This window comes from Tolypothrix campylonemoides VB511288_2 (genome assembly GCF_045999855.1).
Classification (GTDB): Bacteria; Cyanobacteriota; Cyanobacteriia; order Cyanobacteriales; family Nostocaceae; genus Scytonema; species Scytonema bouteillei_A.
Genome location: NZ_JBFPMW010000023.1, coordinates 21,452 through 39,449, shown reverse-complemented (window position 1 = coordinate 39,449; position 17,998 = coordinate 21,452). Strand labels below are relative to the sequence as shown.

Annotated in this window: 9 protein-coding genes and 1 pseudogene; 6 read left to right on the top strand and 4 right to left on the bottom strand. The window is 42.9% G+C overall.

Annotation, left to right across the window (positions count from 1 at the left end; all coding sequences use genetic code 11):
• Positions 1 to 4 precede the first annotated feature (4 nt).
• Both gyrB and rpoD read left to right on the top strand, forming a co-directional pair.
• Positions 5 to 3,247: a DNA topoisomerase (ATP-hydrolyzing) subunit B gene (gyrB, locus tag AB0756_RS38760; protein WP_038078740.1), complete on the top strand. Its 3,243-nt coding sequence runs from the start codon at positions 5 to 7 to the stop codon at positions 3,245 to 3,247.
• Positions 3,248 to 4,802: 1,555 nt separating this feature from the next.
• Positions 4,803 to 5,984, top strand: coding sequence for an RNA polymerase sigma factor RpoD (gene rpoD / locus AB0756_RS38755; protein ID WP_038078738.1), 1,182 nt, complete (start codon positions 4,803 to 4,805; stop codon positions 5,982 to 5,984).
• Positions 5,985 to 6,349: 365 nt separating this feature from the next.
• On the opposite strand, the gene AB0756_RS38750 is transcribed toward rpoD, so the two are convergent.
• The gene (locus AB0756_RS38750) at positions 6,350 to 6,529 is read right to left on the bottom strand and encodes a chlorophyll a/b-binding protein (protein WP_038078735.1); all 180 of its coding nucleotides are present in this window, start codon (positions 6,527 to 6,529) and stop codon (positions 6,350 to 6,352) included.
• Positions 6,530 to 6,809: 280 nt separating this feature from the next.
• A complete protein-coding gene (locus AB0756_RS38745; protein WP_038078733.1) occupies positions 6,810 to 9,341 on the bottom strand; it encodes a DNA gyrase/topoisomerase IV subunit A in 2,532 nt (843 codons plus the stop codon).
• A gap of 264 nt (positions 9,342 to 9,605) precedes the next feature.
• Between AB0756_RS38745 and AB0756_RS38740 the strand changes: the two genes are divergently transcribed.
• A complete protein-coding gene (locus AB0756_RS38740; RefSeq protein ID WP_038078730.1) occupies positions 9,606 to 10,010 on the top strand; it encodes a response regulator in 405 nt (134 codons plus the stop codon).
• A 398-nt stretch (positions 10,011 to 10,408) separates the two neighbouring features.
• Here the strand turns inward: AB0756_RS38740 and AB0756_RS38735 are convergent, their stop codons facing one another.
• The gene (locus AB0756_RS38735; protein WP_038078729.1) at positions 10,409 to 11,308 is read right to left on the bottom strand and encodes a tetratricopeptide repeat protein; all 900 of its coding nucleotides are present in this window, start codon (positions 11,306 to 11,308) and stop codon (positions 10,409 to 10,411) included.
• A 1,322-nt stretch (positions 11,309 to 12,630) separates the two neighbouring features.
• Between AB0756_RS38735 and AB0756_RS38730 the strand changes: the two genes are divergently transcribed.
• The 3 genes and pseudogenes from AB0756_RS38730 to AB0756_RS38720 all read left to right on the top strand — a co-directional run.
• Entirely contained in the window at positions 12,631 to 14,127 is a 1,497-nt protein-coding gene (locus tag AB0756_RS38730; RefSeq protein ID WP_038078727.1) for an efflux RND transporter periplasmic adaptor subunit, read from the top strand.
• Entirely contained in the window at positions 14,096 to 15,361 is a 1,266-nt protein-coding gene (locus AB0756_RS38725; protein ID WP_038078725.1) for an ABC transporter permease, read from the top strand. Before AB0756_RS38730 ends, AB0756_RS38725 begins: the two co-directional genes overlap by 32 nt.
• Before the next feature lie 402 nt (positions 15,362 to 15,763).
• Positions 15,764 to 17,080: pseudogene (locus AB0756_RS38720) on the top strand (TolC family protein); the annotation flags it as partial.
• A gap of 116 nt (positions 17,081 to 17,196) precedes the next feature.
• On the opposite strand, the gene AB0756_RS38715 reads toward AB0756_RS38720, so the two are convergent.
• The gene (locus AB0756_RS38715) at positions 17,197 to 17,877 is read right to left on the bottom strand and encodes an acyltransferase (RefSeq protein WP_050045735.1); all 681 of its coding nucleotides are present in this window, start codon (positions 17,875 to 17,877) and stop codon (positions 17,197 to 17,199) included.
• Between the last annotated feature and the right edge of the window lie 121 nt (positions 17,878 to 17,998).

Below are 17,998 nucleotides of genomic sequence, written 5' to 3'. Positions count from 1 at the left end.
TTTCATGACGAGCAGTTACAGCGCCGCTCAGATTCAAGTTCTGGAAGGTCTGGAACCCGTCCGCAAACGACCGGGAATGTACATAGGGACTACCGGACCGCGAGGACTCCACCATCTAGTTTATGAAGTTGTGGACAACTCTATAGATGAAGCGTTGGCGGGTTACTGTACCCATGTGGAGGTGGATCTTAATGCCGATGGTTCAGTTACAGTTGTAGATAACGGAAGGGGTATTCCCACTGATATCCACCCGCAAACAGGAAAATCAGCCTTAGAAACAGTATTAACTGTACTACACGCTGGGGGTAAGTTTGGCAGTGGCGGTTACAAAGTTTCGGGAGGATTGCACGGGGTGGGTGTTTCCGTGGTCAACGCTTTGTCTGAATGGGTAGAAGTGACAGTTTGGCGAGATAAGAAGGTTCACAACCAACGCTACGAACGAGGTGTTCCCGTTACAGACCTGGTAGCAAAATCATATAAAGAAAGCCGAACTGGAACCGCTGTTAGTTTTAAACCGGATAGCCAAATTTTTACGACTACCACTGAGTTTGACTACACCACTTTAGCAAGCCGCTTGCGCGAACTCGCATATTTGAATGCAGGTGTCAAAATTACATTTACTGATAACCGTTTAGAACTCCTAAAAAGCGACCAACCTAAAGTAGAAACTTACGAATACAAGGGCGGGATTCGAGAGTACATCGCTTACATGAACAGCGACAAGCAGCCACTGCACGAGGAAATTGTTTACGTGCAGGGCGAACGCAATAACGTTCAAGTCGAAGTGGCTTTGCAGTGGTGTACAGATGCTTATACAGACAATGTTCTCGGTTTTGCCAATAATATTCGGACGGTGGACGGAGGGACTCACCTTGAAGGATTAAAGACAGTCCTGACTCGGACTCTCAATGCGATCGCCCGCAAGCGCAACAAAATAAAAGAAAACGAACCGAATTTGAGTGGGGAACATGTCCGAGAAGGTTTGACAGGTGTAATTTCTGTCAAAGTTCCAGACCCAGAATTTGAAGGACAAACTAAAACAAAATTAGGCAACACCGAAGTCAGGGGAATTGTCGATTCTTTGGTAGGAGAAGCTCTCAACGAGTACCTGGAATTTCGTCCCAGTATCGCTGATTCCATTTTAGATAAAGCCATCCAGGCTTTTAAAGCCGCAGAAGCCGCCCGCCACGCACGGGAACTCGTGCGGCGCAAATCGGTGCTCGAGTCTTCCCCTTTACCGGGAAAATTGGCAGATTGCAGTACCAGAGACCCTAAAGAGTCGGAAATCTTTATTGTGGAAGGAGATTCAGCCGGCGGGTGCTTTGATGGAGATACACTCGTAGCTCTGGCTGATGGGCGATCCCTCAGTTTCAAAGAAATTGTGGCTGAGCAAGCGATGGGGAAAGAGCATTTTTGCTATACCATCCGTAATGACGGTACTGTGGGTGTAGAGCGGATCGTTAACCCCCGAATGACCAAGGCAAATGCCAAGGTTATTAAGGTGACTTTGGATAATGGAGAAACCATTGTTTGCACGCCGGATCACCGTTTTATGTTACGCGACGGTAGCTATAAGCCAGCTGCATTGCTCACTCCACATGATTCCCTAATGCCTTTGTATCGTCAGTTATCAGATACGCGTCAACCAGGAATTACCATTAATGGTTATGAAATGGTTTGGAACCCTCGTTCTGATTCTTGGCTGTTTACTCACGTGTTGGCAGATTGGTATAATCGCTCGTTGGGAATTTATCGGTTGACAGATGGAGACCACTGCCATCACATTGATTTCAACAAGCGCAATAACAATCCTACTAACTTGCAACGTTTACCAGCCGCTCAACATCTAGCACTACATCGCGCTCATGTTGGACAGACATTGCACAGACAAGATGCGATCGCAAAAAGCCGGAAAACTCGTCAAAGCAAGGAATTCCGTGCCAAGATGAGCCAAAGAATGCAGCAAGGTCAAACGCGGCAAATGCTTTCACAGCAGGCGAGAGTACAGTGGCAAGACCAAGCCTACAAAGCTTACATGGTTAGTAAGTGGCGCGAGCACTACAATACCAACGACACGTACCGCCAACAAAATACCGAACGTCTTAACAAAGCGCAGCAGGACTATTGGAGCGACGAAGCAAACTGTATATCTCAGGCTGAAGGGGTTCGCAATTATTATGCCAATCATCCCCAAGCGCGTACCGTTAATTCTCAGCTGGCAAAGCAACAATGGCAGGATGAGAATCTGTTGAACTGGCGTCGGGAAAAGACTCAAGAACAATGGACACCAGAGTTTCGAGCGAAGCGCAAAGCAGCATTAGAACAAACATACTATTGCAAAACCCTTGCTGCTCTTAAGCAAATCGAAGTTGAGCAAGGCAAGTTAGATTTGGATGTATATCAAAGCTATCGCTTGCAAACAAAAGACAAATCTTTGCTGCGGTTTGATAGCTTTTGCAATCGCTACTTTCATGGAAATCAAGCTCTTGCCACTGAAGCAGTTACCAACTACAACCACCGTGTTGTTTCCATCGAAAGCTTAGAAGAAAGGGTGGACGTTTACGATATAGAAGTTCCCCATACGCATAACTTTGCTTTAGCCAGTGGTGTATTCGTCCATAACAGTGCCAAGCAAGGACGCGATCGCCGATTCCAAGCGATTCTTCCCCTACGCGGGAAAATCCTCAACATTGAGAAAACCGATGACGCCAAAATTTACAAAAACACGGAAATTCAATCCCTGATTACAGCGCTTGGTTTGGGAGTCAAGGGTGAAGAATTTGATGCGTCCCAACTCCGGTACCACCGAGTAGTGGTGATGACGGACGCTGACGTAGATGGCGCTCATATCCGTACTCTGTTGTTAACTTTCTTCTATCGGTATCAGAGGGCGCTGATCGAGCAGGGCTACGTCTACATTGCTTGTCCTCCACTTTATAAGGTGGAAAGGGGCAAAAATCATAGGTATCTTTACAGCGATCGCGAATTACAGGAGCACATAGCAAGCTTTCCCGAAAACGCTAACTACACCATCCAACGCTTCAAAGGTTTGGGTGAGATGATGCCCCAACAACTTTGGGATACGACTATGGACCCAGCGCAACGCACCCTCAAACAAGTGGAAATTGAAGACGCCGCTGAAGCCGATCGCATTTTCACAATTTTGATGGGCGATCGTGTAGCTCCCCGTCGCGAATTTATTGAAACTTACGGTTCTAAACTTAACCTCATGGACTTAGATATCTAAAACACGTGAGTTCAACAGACCTTACCCTCTCAAACCCCTCTCCTTGAAGGAGATAGCAACGTTCTCATTGAGGTTTGGGGTAAGGTCTGTTTTGAGTGGAGACTGTGGGATTTATACTTTAAGAAAAAATTTTGACAGTAAAGATTTTTAAAGATTTAGCTTATATTATTTAATATTTTTTAATAAAACATATAAAAAATATTTATAATTTTCTCCCATCAGACAGATTTATTTATTTTTTTGTAAAGGTATTAAAGATCACAGTATCTCAAGAAAATATATGTAAATTGTAATCATAAGCTTATCATCCCTTTATAGTTGGCAATCTGCACCTTCAACCAACAGCCCTATTGTCTGGCACACATGGAGAATAAAATACGTAGCATTACTCGTAGACTACCATGTTTCTGAGGTTGCACTACTATCTTGATGAGAGGGGAAATCATCCAAGCATAGAAAGTTACCTGTACTGACTTTCTAATCTAAGGGTCACTACGATTAGCATTAAGGTTAGCGTGTTAAATATATTTCTCCAAGCCGTGTTTTAAACTTGAGTATATTTTGCATTTAACCTATGCACTAATGTATTAAATCGGTTAATATCGATATTCTCAACTGTCAAATCCTTTTTAAATTGATTAGAATATCGTTGTATACAATAGGAACAGTTTGTCAAGTTTCAAAGGATGGAAATTTCAGCAGTACGCTAACCTGGGAGAAAGACCATTTGAGTTAAGTCTAGATCCCTTAAGTGTCAAGCTGATTCTGCCCAAGCCCTTAACTCCCTAGTTAAGACAGCAAGCGGAACACGGTTGAGTCAACTTCACAAAGCACTACGACTGTCATTTACCTATGAAATGCCTGTTAGAAGAAAATGTAAAACCTCCCTAAGTAACGTTAAGACGACAAACTTTTGCGCGAGTGAGCTTCTTTAAAGATTCTGCGATAACTTATGAAGGAAATGTAAAAATGGATGTAAGTGTCTTTCTAGTATGAGAAAGTGTGCGAGGGCACTATTTCTAAGTAATTGCTGTTTTGCTTAATACTTTGAACTAGAGATGAGCACCTGTACCTGTAAACTTTTACCTAAGAAAGTTTTGAAGAAAATTCAAAAATATGGGTACCGTTTTTAATTTCTTTTTGCTAGAACAGCCTTGAACCCATTTTAATAACTTCATGGTTACACTACAAAAAGAGTGCATTTTCTGTGAAACAGGCTACAATCGGTACAGTCTTTACAAAAGAATCCCCCAACAGTCATATTCATTTGTATGAACTAGTAAATTTTTTTAGCAAGACAGGTCTTTTTTAGACAAACCGACCGATTGTTGTGTTGCAAAACAACACATGCAATAGGGAATTGAAAAATATGTTGACCTTCAGGCAAACTGCCCCCTCTGGGCATACAGCTTGCTTGAAAGGCGCATAAAATTCTGAGAAATAGAGTGGCAAAATTGCCAAAAACCCTCTTTTATGTTGGCTAATTAGCTTACTGCAAAGAGCGGTAAACGTAATCTTGAGTAATTGATTCTGCAAGGAGCATGAGGAACGCGGCATGAACCAGGCTAATAACGTACTCGAACAAATAGCATATCAGCCTGACGAACTAGAAATCGAGATGAATCAGCCTGAACTCGAGTTGGAAGAACTCTTGATAGATGATGAAGAGGACTTGCTGATTGGCGATGACGGCGAACTTGATGAATTTTTAGAACCTCAGTCTGATGAGGACGACGCAAAGTCTGGGAAAGCCGCTAAATCGCGTCGTCGGTCTCAAACTAAGAAGAAGCATTATACCGAAGATTCTATTCGCCTTTATTTGCAAGAAATAGGAAGAATTCGCCTATTACGTGCAGACGAAGAAATTGAACTGGCGCGGAAAATTGCGGATTTGCTCGAATTGGAACGGATACGCGAAAAACTTTCACAACAGTTGGCTCGCGAACCTTACGATAGTGAATGGGCAGAAGCAGTACAATTACCACTGCCACAATTCCGCTACCGACTGCACGTTGGTCGTAGAGCGAAAGACAAAATGGTGCAATCCAACCTGCGTCTTGTCGTTTCAATTGCTAAGAAATACATGAATCGGGGTTTGTCTTTCCAGGATTTGATTCAGGAAGGCAGTCTCGGTTTGATTCGCGCTGCAGAAAAGTTTGACCACGAAAAAGGTTATAAGTTCTCTACTTACGCAACGTGGTGGATTCGTCAGGCAATCACAAGAGCGATCGCAGATCAATCCCGGACGATCCGTCTGCCAGTTCACCTCTATGAAACCATCTCTCGTATTAAGAAAACAACCAAGCTGCTTTCTCAAGAAATGGGACGCAAACCCACAGAGGAAGAAATTGCTACGAGAATGGAAATGACTATCGAAAAACTGCGGTTTATCGCTAAGTCTGCTCAGTTACCAATTTCACTAGAGACACCAATCGGTAAAGAAGAAGATTCTCGATTGGGCGATTTTATCGAGTCCGATGGCGAAACTCCAGAAGATCAAGTCTCCAAGAATCTGCTGAGAGAGGATTTGGAAAAAGTTCTTGATAGTCTCAGCCCTCGCGAACGAGATGTTCTTAGATTGCGCTACGGTTTAGATGATGGTCGCATGAAGACTCTAGAAGAAATCGGACAAATCTTTAATGTCACTCGCGAACGGATTCGCCAAATTGAGGCGAAGGCACTTCGCAAGTTACGTCACCCAAATCGCAACAGCGTTCTTAAAGAGTACATCCGCTAGAAGTCTTTTGCAAGATACTCTTGTCTCGTTCCCAGATTTTATCTGGGAATGTTGATTTCGAGGCTGTCTTTGTCTTAAAAAAGGCAGAGGGCAGAGAGTAAGAATACTTATTTCACGCTCGGGGTGAAAATTTTTTCATTGGAACTGCCTTGAAAATAGAAAGTAGGGTTAGTAATACCTGCCATTTCGATGTTGCTTGGCATTGCTAACCCCACTAGAACTGAGGAAAGGCGGTGAAATTTTTTCGTTAGAACTGCTTCAACTTCTCTTTTGAAGCAGAGCGTGAACAACAAAATAAGAAACCCGATTTCAAACAGAAATCGGGTTTCTTTTGCTTGGTCGGAAAATTAATCTAAGTTCATTTATTATAGAATGCCCCAGAAATGGAGGAAACCTTGACCGGAGAACAATTCAATTAAAGCGGCTGCAGCAAAACCAATCATTGCCAAACGACCGTTCCAAACTTCTGCTTGAGGAGTGAAACCCCAGCGCCACGCGTTGCGATCGTCGATGACTGGAGTAGTAGCTCTTGTTGTATCTTGCATAGTCAGTACCTTAACTTCCTTAACAGAATGTTACCTTATGTAAACAAGTATAATAAAATTTCTTAAGAAAAGTCAGTTCTTTTTACATTTTTTGTATTTATTTGGCTTATGAATCAATGAGTTAATAGTTAATGGTTGGTGGTTAGTCGGTACTAACTCCTTTAGGTAGGTTCCCTATCTCAGGAGCGGAGACACTACGCAAAAGCTACGCTCGCAAGGAATATACGCCAGTCCTCAGGGCTAGACGCACCACGAACCACTAACAATGACATAACAACAGCTAATGCAGTGGGACTACTGTAATAACTTTTTCATCTCGGTTAAGTTGGAGTACTTTGTCGCCCGTGCTATCTCTACCTAGAGTCGCTACCGTTTCTACGGCTAGGCGAACCACTCGTTGGTGATTGGTGATTAACGCGACCTCAGAAGACGCGATCGCTCTTACCATTGCTGCGAGTGTATCAGCTTTTTCGGCAAATTTAAAAACTTGAGTCCCGATATCTCCACGGTTAGCAGGTCGCAACCCGTTGATAGACAAACGTTTAGCATATCCTGTCTGAGTGACAAGTAATAAGTTTTCCTCGGTCTCACAAGTTACGCACCCCACCATGGTTTCCCGTTGACGCAAGCGCAAACTTTGCAAACCCATAGCGGTACGACCCATAATTGGGAGTTGTTCGTCATTCACCACAAACCTTAAAACTCGCCCTCCCGAACTTGCTACAAACAAGTGTTTCCCTGTCGTAGCAAACTGAGTGAACAACAATTCATCATCATCCTTTAGCTTCAAAACTGTAATTCCGCGACGAGAGAGGTTAGTCAATTCTGTCAGGGACAAACGCTTGATGCGTCCTTGCTTGGTCAGAAGAACGAGATCGGTATCTGGATTTTCAGGTACTACAAAGCGGTTAATAACAGTTTCTTGTGTACCTTGAGCGGTACTGGAGAGTAAGGTAATAAGCGGTGTTCCCCGTGCAGAACGTCCGTTGGTGGGAGGAATATCACCAACTTTAACCGGGTAAACTTTCCCACCACTCGAAAGTGCAAGCACTTCTTTTTCCGTGTCAGTAGAAACAGTTTGGATAATAAAGTCATTATCCGACGTACCATTTTCCGCTTTTGGCTTTTTAGCTGAAGGCTGAAGACGACGTACATATCCCCGGTGGCTAAACTCTAAAACCACATCTTCTGCTGGGACTGACAATTTTGGATTTGCTGCAAGACTCCCGTCTGAGAATGTGGCTGTTGATTTCTCCTGTGCTCCCTGACTCTTTTGCTCTGAAGCTTTTCTACCTCCCCGGTTTTCCTCTGTTGGTACTAAGATTCTTGTACGACGAGCATCACCGTACTTGCGTTTAAGAGTACGCAGGTCTTTTTTCAGTGACTTCAATAGCTCTTTGCGATCGCTCAGCAATTTCCCCAATAACTGAATTTGCTCGCTTAGTTGTTCGTACTCCTTTTGTAAATTTTGCTGTTCCATACCCGTTAAGCGTCGCATAGGCATCGACAAAAGCGCATCTGCTTGTACTTCACTTAAACTCAGTTGGGTTTGCAAGCTCATTTTTGCGGTAGTTCCATCAGCAGCACTTCTCAAAATCGCGATCGCTTCATCTAAATGAGAGAGCGCTGTGAGCAAACCTTCCACCAAATGTTGCCGACTTTCTGCCTTAACCAACTCATAGCTGTAGCGACGGTTGAGCGTTTGTTCGCGAAAGTTCAAAAACTCTTGCAACATCTGACGCAAACTCAACTGGCGGGGTTGTCCCTCAACCAACGCTAGGAGAATTGCTCCGAAGTTGCTTTGCAGCGCAGTTTGGTGATACAAGTTCTGCAGAATTTCGTGAGGGTTGGTATCGCGTTTGAGTTCAATGACCACACGTATTCCCTCGCGATCGCTTTCATCTCGAATGTCAGCAATTCCTTGCAAGCGACCCTGGTTGACCAGTTCTGCAACCTTTTCAATCCAACCTGCTTTATTCACTTGATAGGGCAATTCCGTCACAACAATTGCCGTGCGCCGCTTAGTTCCTTTACTACCGGGAACTTCCTCAATCCGGGCTACTCCTCGCAGAACGATACTCCCTTTCCCCGTAGTGTATGCCTCGCGGATTCCGGTATTTCCCACAATTTCGCCCCCTGTGGGAAAATCCGGTCCTGGTATCAGAGCGAACAATTTTTCGTCAGATAGATTGGGATCGTCAATTAACGCAATCAATCCATCAACAACCTCACTCAAGTTGTGGGGTGGAACGTTTGTTGCCATACCTACAGCAATGCCAGAACTACCGTTCAGTATCAGGAAGGGTAACTGTGCTGGCAATACCGTTGGTTCTTGTTGAGAGTTATCAAAATTTCCTATAAAGTCTACTGTCTCATCTCCAATTTCCGCCAACATACCTTCGTGGCTGATTGGCGCTAGACGCGTTTCTGTATAACGCATCGCAGCTGGAGGGTCATTATCCACACTACCGAAATTGCCATGTCCTGCTAGTAAGGGGTAGCGACTGGAAAAGTCTTGTATCAGTCTTACTAGGGCATCGTAAACAGCCTGATCTCCGTGGGGATGGTATTTACCCAATACATCTCCCACTACACGAGCGCACTTACGATAGGGTCGGTCAGGGACAAGACCTAATTCGTGCATAGCATATAAAATACGCCGGTGAACTGGTTTTAAACCATCTCGCACGTCTGGCAACGCCCGCCCAACTATGACACTCATGGCATATTCTAGATATGACCTTTGCATCTCAGTATGCAAGGCTGTGGTAATGACCTGTCCCTCCGAGAGGAGGTTTAACTGTTTCGCCATGAGTTTTGTTTCCCTAAAATTTCAACTACACAAAATTTGCCATTAATAAAGACCGCAGCAACCACAGCATAGCGGATGAACTGCTCTTCATTACAAAATCTTGATAGTCATACAATAGAAAGCAGTAGTATTATCCTTGTTGACGACAATTTATTATTCATTATTTCCACAGCAGGCAACACTCGTAGTTTTTACTGGTGGTAATCCCCCTGACAACTCTTGTGTGCCTTTAGTTAAGATGAGCTATCTGAATGTCAAATTCTCATGAAAACTGTTTTGATTGTTGAAGACGATTTGATTAATGCTCGCGTTTTTTCTAAGATTTTGACCAAGCGTGGCGGCTTGGACGTAAAACACACTGAAAACGTGGACGAAGTAATGAAATTTGCCCAAGGAGGGGAAGTTGACATTATTTTGATGGATGTTTCTCTGTCACGAAGTGTTTATCAAGGTAAATCTGTAGATGGGATCAAAATCACACAAATGCTGAAATCCGATCCACAAACAGCTTCTTTACCTATTATTCTCGTGACAGCACACGCTATGGAGGGCGATCGCGAGAATTTTCTCAAAGCTAGTGGTGCAGATGGTTATATCTCCAAACCCGTTGTGGATCACCAACAGTTTGTTGACCAAATCATAGCACTGCTGCCTAAGAACGATAACTAAGCCGACTTTCTGGAGAGGAATCAATTATGGAATCCACTCTGGTTGTCAGTCGCACCCTGAGAACTTTAATGGTAATGTTCTTGGCTTAAGAACACAAGTCTGAAATAGGGATTGGGCATTGGGCATTAGATCTTGGGTCTTGGAGATTGTTAAAAGTCATTCCCTAATTCGCCATTCACCAGTTCTCAATCCCCAGCCCCCATTTCATGACAACTATAAAATGTTCTCCTTTACTTAATATATATGTACTACTATAGGGCACATAGAGCAAGTATTTTTGGGGAGTCGGGGAGCTAATCGCTTCAACGGGAACCGAACCCCTTGAAGCGACAGGCGTACTGGGAATAACAATTTACTATAAAACACGCCACTCCCCATTCACCATATCCCCACTGCCTTCACTGTGGAGGCTGCTGCTGTGGGAGCTTAGCAGGAGATGACGAACCAGGTACTTCTTGTTGGAGAGCAGATTGAATGCTGGGTAATTCCAAAAATTTCTTTGTATCAGATAGTAAGCGATCGCCCCAAAGGTTTTGTTTGAGAAAATCTACATCAGCATAGCGATCGTCAATGCGGAGTGCAGCTTGCCCCATTATCAATCCTTGTTTTTGGTCACCTTTAGTATATAATGCTACAGCAAGAGCTAACAAAGGTTCAGCCGCCTGCTTATCGATAGCAACCGCATTCTGCCATTGTGCGATCGCACCTTGAATATTCCCTTGCTCGTACAAAATTAATCCGATGTTATTAATGGCTGGCCAGAATTTTTTGTCAAAGGAAACTGCTTTTTGAAACTGGCTGACTGCATCCGGAAATTTACGCAGCATAAAGTAAGCATTACCCAAATCAAAGAAACCTTCTGGATCGTTGGGTTTTAGCGCCAATCCCTTTTGATAGTAGTTGACAGCTTCTTGGTACTTTTGCTGTTGAAAATGAGCCGAACCCAGAGCAAATTGAACGTCCCCGTTTTTGGGGTTGAGGGTTTCTGCTTTTTTCAAGGCAGAAATTGCTGTATTTACATCCTTCGTTTGTAAATACAAACCACCCAAGAGGAACCAGACTTTATCATTGTTTGGAGCAAGTTGCGAAGCCAACCGTGCTCTTGGTAAAGCAAGTTCAAATTGTTGGAACTGAGCGAGTTGAGCTGCTTCCTTTGCCAAACCCAAACCTTGCTGCTCCAATTTGGCTGCGTCTAGTTGCAGTGTATGAGGTACTAATGCCTGTGCAGTTCCTGGTTGCGGTATGCTGCACAAACCAAAGATAATGAGAAGAGAAATTAAACTAATTCGTTTAGGCACACTACCGCCCCTTAGCCAAAAATTAAAGAATCTGTCAGCTAGCTTAAACGATTTCCCCTATGGACGGCAGCAAAATTTTACCCACGTTTAGATTTTGTGGTAGAAAGAGTGTTTTCGCACGATTGATTTTATGTAATTTATTATACTTAGAATATATACGATACTGAAATTGATACTCACATCCTATCCCTTCTCGCTCCCGTAGCTCCGCCTGTCAAAAATTTGATTTTTGCGATCGCTCGATCTAACTTCGCAAGTTAGAAATTGACTTGTGAACTACCTACATTGCAAGCGGCTGATACATCCCCTATCTTTAAACTGTGGTGGTGTACACAAGTCTTCTAAAGTGTATTCTTGCGGTTTCGATCCCTCCTAACCCCCCTTAAAAAGGGGGGAAAAAACTCTTAAAGTCCCCCTTAAACAGGGGAGGAAAACTCTTAAAGTTTCCCTTAAAAAGGGGGAAAAAAACTCTTAAAGTCCCCCTTTTTAAGGGGGATTTAGGGGGATCTACGACGATTTTGGCTTTGTTCCAGAGATGTGTACACCACCGTAGCCTTAAAAAAGGGGGGAACTTAATTCCAATTCTCCTTTTTCACAATGTTTCATCTCTTTTCTCGAGATCTTTGTATACCGTAGATCTTTAACAGGGCTGGAAACTGTAACTAAATATCTGGATATATATTGACATTGTTTTCGGACTGGGTTGAATAATTCTCCACTACTATAATTAGCTCTTTCACGACTGTTAACATTTTAGAGTGCAATCAATTTTGCGATCGGTAGAACGAGGTGAAAAAAACAAATTGTGTAAAGATAAGTAAATACATAAGTCAGTTGGCGCAAATAATCATCACTCGTTTGTAGTTGCGCTGTCTTCACTGTTTGCATAGCGTGGCATCAGCCTTACAGCAACTAAGAAGCCAATTTTAGAGATTTTACCAGAGCGTTATATAGTTGTGTTTTTTCTCGCCGACTGACTTATATTTCAAAAATCAAATAGAAGCCCTATAGAATTAAGTATAGGAATTAACAAATTCTCAAATACCAAACGGTGCAAGTAGTACCTTAGTCCTCGATCGAATTAGGACTTGGGACTCAAGTTTTTTATAAAAAATAGTTATAACATTGTGGTGTTAATTGCATATTTTTATCGGTACATGGAAGAACAATTTAAACACCAGTAAAAAAGCAGAAAACATTGAAATAAATGCTTAAGCTTCAAAAAACAGCATCAATATTGACTGTATAATGACCAGACTATAGTTATTTTAAATCTGGCAGCAGTGTCTTTTGGTAGCCCTTCTTTTTACACAAAACTAAAAATGACACTTGATACATCAAAACCAGTAAAATCTTCACACTTATTCCGAAAAAAACCATTTAAGAAACACAGCATCACGAGTTGGGTACCTTGGCTACTCATCCCTTTTCTTTTAGGTGGAATGAGCTATATTGTTTACCGCCAGTTAGTGATTGTTCCCCGTCAAGAAGCGCTTGAGAGGGTTTTAACGGCTCTTGTACAGAGACAAAGCTTACCAGTAACAGTCTCTGCAAATGGAACGATTAAACCAGAAAGATCGATTAATATCAGTCCAAAAAATGCAGGTGTACTGAAAACACTACTAGTGAAGGAGGGAGATGCTGTTAAAAAAGGGCAAGCGATCGCTTACATGGATGACTCAAACCTCCAAGGACAACTCATGCAAGCACGCGGACAATTAGCACAAGCGGAAGCGAATTTGCAAAAATTGATTGCAGGTAGCCGTCCTGAAGAAATTGCTCAAGCAAAGGCTCAACTGGATGAAGCGTTAGCCAATTTACAAAAAGTTGTTGTCGGTCACCGCCCTCAAGAAATTGCTCAAGCGGAAGCACGCTTAAAAAACGCTAGAGCGAGTTTAAGAAAAGCAGAGGACGATTTTCGGCGCAATCAAACTCTGTATAAAGCTGGTGCTATTTCCCTTCAGACTTTAAATCAAAAACGTGCAGATCGAGATAGCGCTCAGGCTCAAGTTATGGAGGTACAGCAAGCACTGGTATTGCAAAAAGAAGGGTCCCGTCAAGAAGATATCGAACAAGCACGGGCTGTCGCCAGACAAAAAAAGCACGCCCTGACACTGTTAGAAGCAGGGACACGCAAAGAAGACATTGATGCAGCACGGGCTCAAGTGATATCTGCTCGTGGTGCGTTAGAAAATGTTCAAACACAAATCAATGACACTATCATTCGCGTCCCTTTTGATGGCGTTGTCGCTAAAAAGTTTGCCGATCCTGGATCTGTTGTAACTCCTACAACCTCTGCAAGTTCCGTCTCTTCGGCACTATCTTCTTCCATCCTGTCTCTGGCTTCTACAAATCAGGTAGTTACAAATGTTGCAGAAACAAACATTGCTAAGATAAGTCTCGGTCAGAAAGTCACGATTACAGCAGATGCTTATCCAGGAAAAACTTTTGAAGGTCTGGTCAGCCAAATTGCTGTCCAAGCAACTGTAGAGCAGAATGTCACCAGTTTTGAAGTTAAAGTTACAATTATCTCTGACTCGGAAAATTTATTGAAATCTGGGATGAATGTGGAAGCACAGTTTCAAGTCGAGCGCTTGAAAGATGCTCTAGTCGTTCCTACTGCAGCAGTGGTGCGCCGGGAAAATTTAACGGGTGTATTAGTCGCAGGTAGGGATCGCAGACCTATATTCGTACCTGTTGAAATTGGCGTTACGGTAGAAAACTTGACTGAAATTCGAGCGGGTTTGAAAGGAAATGAGAAGGTATTGCTCAGTCTTCCAATGAATTATGAAATTGAACCCGCTCAGCAGTTACCATAACGTAGCAATTTTAGAAATCTTTTCAATCGCAGCAGAGGCATTATGGAGCAATAAATTACGCACGGGATTGACTATGCTTGGTGTCATTATTGGGATATCTTCAGTTATTTCTATTACTTCTGTTGGTCAGGGTGTACAAAAGGGAGTTGAAAGGGAAATACAAGCCTTGGGTACGAATGTTTTGCAAGTCTTTGCTGGTGCTGCTAGAAACGGAAATATCAGTCAAGGACAGGGATCGGCGAGCACGTTAACTTGGGAGGATTCTAAAGCGATCGCAAAGCAAGCACCTTCTGCAGAGGCTGTTTCTGCTTACTTACAATGGACAGCACAAGTAGTTTATGGAGGGCAAAATACTTCAACAACAATTTACGGTACGGATTTACATTATCCAGAATTAAGAAATACTTATCCCCAGCAAGGAAGATTTTTTAATCAAGAGGAATTGGAAACTGCAAAACAAGTTGTTGTTTTGGGTCCAACAGTTCAAAAAACTCTTTTTAAAGAAGGTGTCCGGGTGATAGGAGAAAGAATCCGAATTCAAGGAGATGCTTATAAGGTGATTGGGGTGATGGAAGCTAAGGGTGCTCTCGGACCAATGGATCGAGATGACCAAGTTTATATTCCTTTAAGCAGCATGTCAGCAAGATTGGTTGGGCGAAATGCTTTATCGAGTGTTTCTGTTGATGGGATTTTGATTAAAGCAAGCGATCGCGAAACGTTAGATGCAGCCGAGTTTCAGGTTACCAATCTTTTACGTTTGCGTCACAATATTCACCCACCCCAACCTGATGATTTTAAAATTACCAGTCAAGCAGATATTATCAATACTTTTAGCAGTATCGTGGGTTTGTGTACGGTTATGGTAGTTGCGATCGCGAGTATTTCGTTAATAGTTGGAGGGATTGGAATTGCTAATATTATGCTAGTTTCTGTTGTGGAAAGAACGCGAGAAATCGGGATTCGTAAAGCTGTAGGAGCGACTTATTCAGTCATTCTCAACCAATTTTTAATAGAAGCGATCGTGATTTCTACAGTAGGAGGTTGTATTGGTACTGGAACCGGGATTTGTATTGCTGCATTAGCAGCCGTTGTGTTTAAATTTCCGTTTATCGTTGCACCTTGGTCAATTATAGTTGGTTTTGGGCTTTCGTTTGTGGTGGGGCTATTGGCTGGGGTTATACCCGCACGCAATGCAGCAAAATTAGACCCAATTGCTGCTTTAAGAAGTGATTGAAGCAAAGATTTGGAATTGGTATGTGGTAACTCTACCAATCCTATTTGAGAGACGAAGAAGGGGGATAAGGGGGATAAGGGAGACAAGGGAGACAAGGTAGAGATCTTCTTAAGCCTGAAACGGACGGCTATAGAGTTACAAATTGCAATAAATGCTGAAAAAGTGGAGGGAAGAAACAGAAAATTTCAAAAACTAAACTGGATTTTTATAGAGAGTCTTACTTTCTATTTGAAACAAAAATCTAAAATCTAAAACTTGTATATGGCGCATTACTCATTCCTCATGTATTCTCTCGGGATTGCTGTAGGAGGGCTTGCTTGTGTTGCTGCTTTTCAAAAAGCGGGTGCAACAACTCCTGAGATAACTAAAATCGCACAAAGTTTGCAAAGCCCTAATGCTTTAAAGGTTCCTGATTATCTCAATCCCAATCCAAATCCTTTACAGTTTCCCACGAAACCAGAAGAAGTCAGGATTCAAGGAATACAACCTATTACTTTGGCACAGGCTTTAGAGTTAGCATTTAGAAATAATCGTGACTTACAAGTAGCGGTGTTAGAACTAAAACGCAGTCAGGCTTCATTGCGGCAATCTCAAGCTGCTTTGCTACCAACCGTTAGCTTAAACAGTAGCCTGACTCGCAGTCAATCTGCTAGCAATCAACTCTCTGCGGAACTTTCTGGCGATTCCAGTGCAGATCGAGCCAGTACTTCTTTTAGTAGTGAAGCACAGCTCAGTTACAATCTCTATACTTCGGGAAGGAGGAAGGCGAGTATCCGAGAGGCTGAAGAGCAGGTTAGGGTAGATGAATTTGATGTGGAGCGTATCACTGAGGAGCTTCGTCTCAATGTTTCAACTGAGTACTACGATCTGCAACAAGCAGATGAACAAGTACGAATTTATCAGTCATCTGTAGAGAACGCCCAAGCTAGTTTGCGAGATGCACAAGCTTTAGAACGGGCTGGAGTAAGTACAAGGTTTGATGTGTTGCGATCGCAAGTTAACTTAGCAAATAACCAACAAAATTTGACCAATGCTCTTTCACAGCAAAGGATTGCGCGTCGTCGTTTGGCACAAAGGTTAAATTTGGCACAGTCAGTTGATATTAGTGCAGCCGATTCTGTAAAACTAGCCGGTCTTTGGAACCGGACGTTAGAAGAGACTATCGTACAGGCTTTTCAAAACCGTCCGGAACTGCGACAGTATTTAGCACAACGTAATGTCTACGAGCAACAGCGACGTCAAGCAATTTCGCAATTAGGTCCTCAAGTCAGTTTAGCTGCTAGTTACGAATTGCAAGACCAATTTAACGACGGTGCAAGTGTGACTGATGGCTATTCTGTGGCACTCCAAGCAAGTTTAAATTTATTTGATGGTGGAGCTGCAAAAGCCCAGGCTGCTCAAGCAAAATTGAATATAGCCATTTCTGAAACTCAATTTGCCAGCCAACGCAATCAAATCCGTTTTGATGTGGAACAATATTATTCTCAACTGCAATCTAATTTGGAAAATGTTCAAACTGCTACTACATCTGTAGACCAGGCGAAGGAGGCTTTGCGATTGGCTCGTTTGCGATTTCAAGCGGGTGTGGGAACTCAAACAGAAGTTATAGATGCGGAAAATGACCTCACCACTGCTGAAGGTAATCGCGTTACAGCGATTTTGGATTACAACAAAGCTTTAGCTAATTTACAACGTGCTGTGACAACAAGAAACAGCTAGGGTATATTATTAAACTACTCGTTTTAAAGCCTGCGTAGGCAGGCTTTGTTTGTATAGCCCCAGAATTCTATTCTGAGGGCAATTGGCACTCTTTGGGATGCTCCCGTTGTAAACCATCAAGCTGTACCGGCTCCCTGACTGGCTTTAATAACTTTTGCAGGGACTCCAACTGCTATAGAAAAGGGAGGGATATCTTTAGTAACAACTGCTCCAGCACCAATGACACTTCCTTTCCCAATAGTCACTCCGTCTAAAATCCTGACTCCAGAACCTATCCAAACATTGTCCTGAATTTCAATTCCTTCACGGCTCAATCCATACTCTCTGTGATTGTTGGCGTAAATGCTTGTATGAGATGCAATTAGGCATTCCTTCCCAATTTTGATGTGACCGGGTCCAGCCATGCAGACATAAGGTCCTAAATAGGAGCCATCACCGATTTCAATGACGCAATCAGAAACAGTAGCTTTAACATCAACACCGCGATCGATACAAACTTTGTTCCCAAGACGTAATAAGCTGTTTGGTGCTCTCATGTCAAAGCGTGCATCTCTCATGATTTTCACATCATCGCCAATCTCAACTGAAGAGGCTCCAAGGAACTCAACTCCCATCTGAATATAAATTTTCCGACCCACACGAGCAAGGATGGAACGGTAAGCCAGTCGGCGCAGCAGAATACCAAGTGGACGAGGAATCCATCCGATTAGATTGGTGAGTGTCAACTCTAATACTCGTGATAAAGCTGTAGGTGAGGTAGATGGTAGCTGGTTAATGTTGAGTTCTTGAACTGTCATAATTGTTTACTTTTGATAGGGTAGATCGACAAAATCTCAATTAGGGTCAGTTTCTTAATGGAGCACTTAACCCAGATTTCTTAAGCCTGTTTGAAAAAAGAGAGAGCGAAAATTGCTAAAA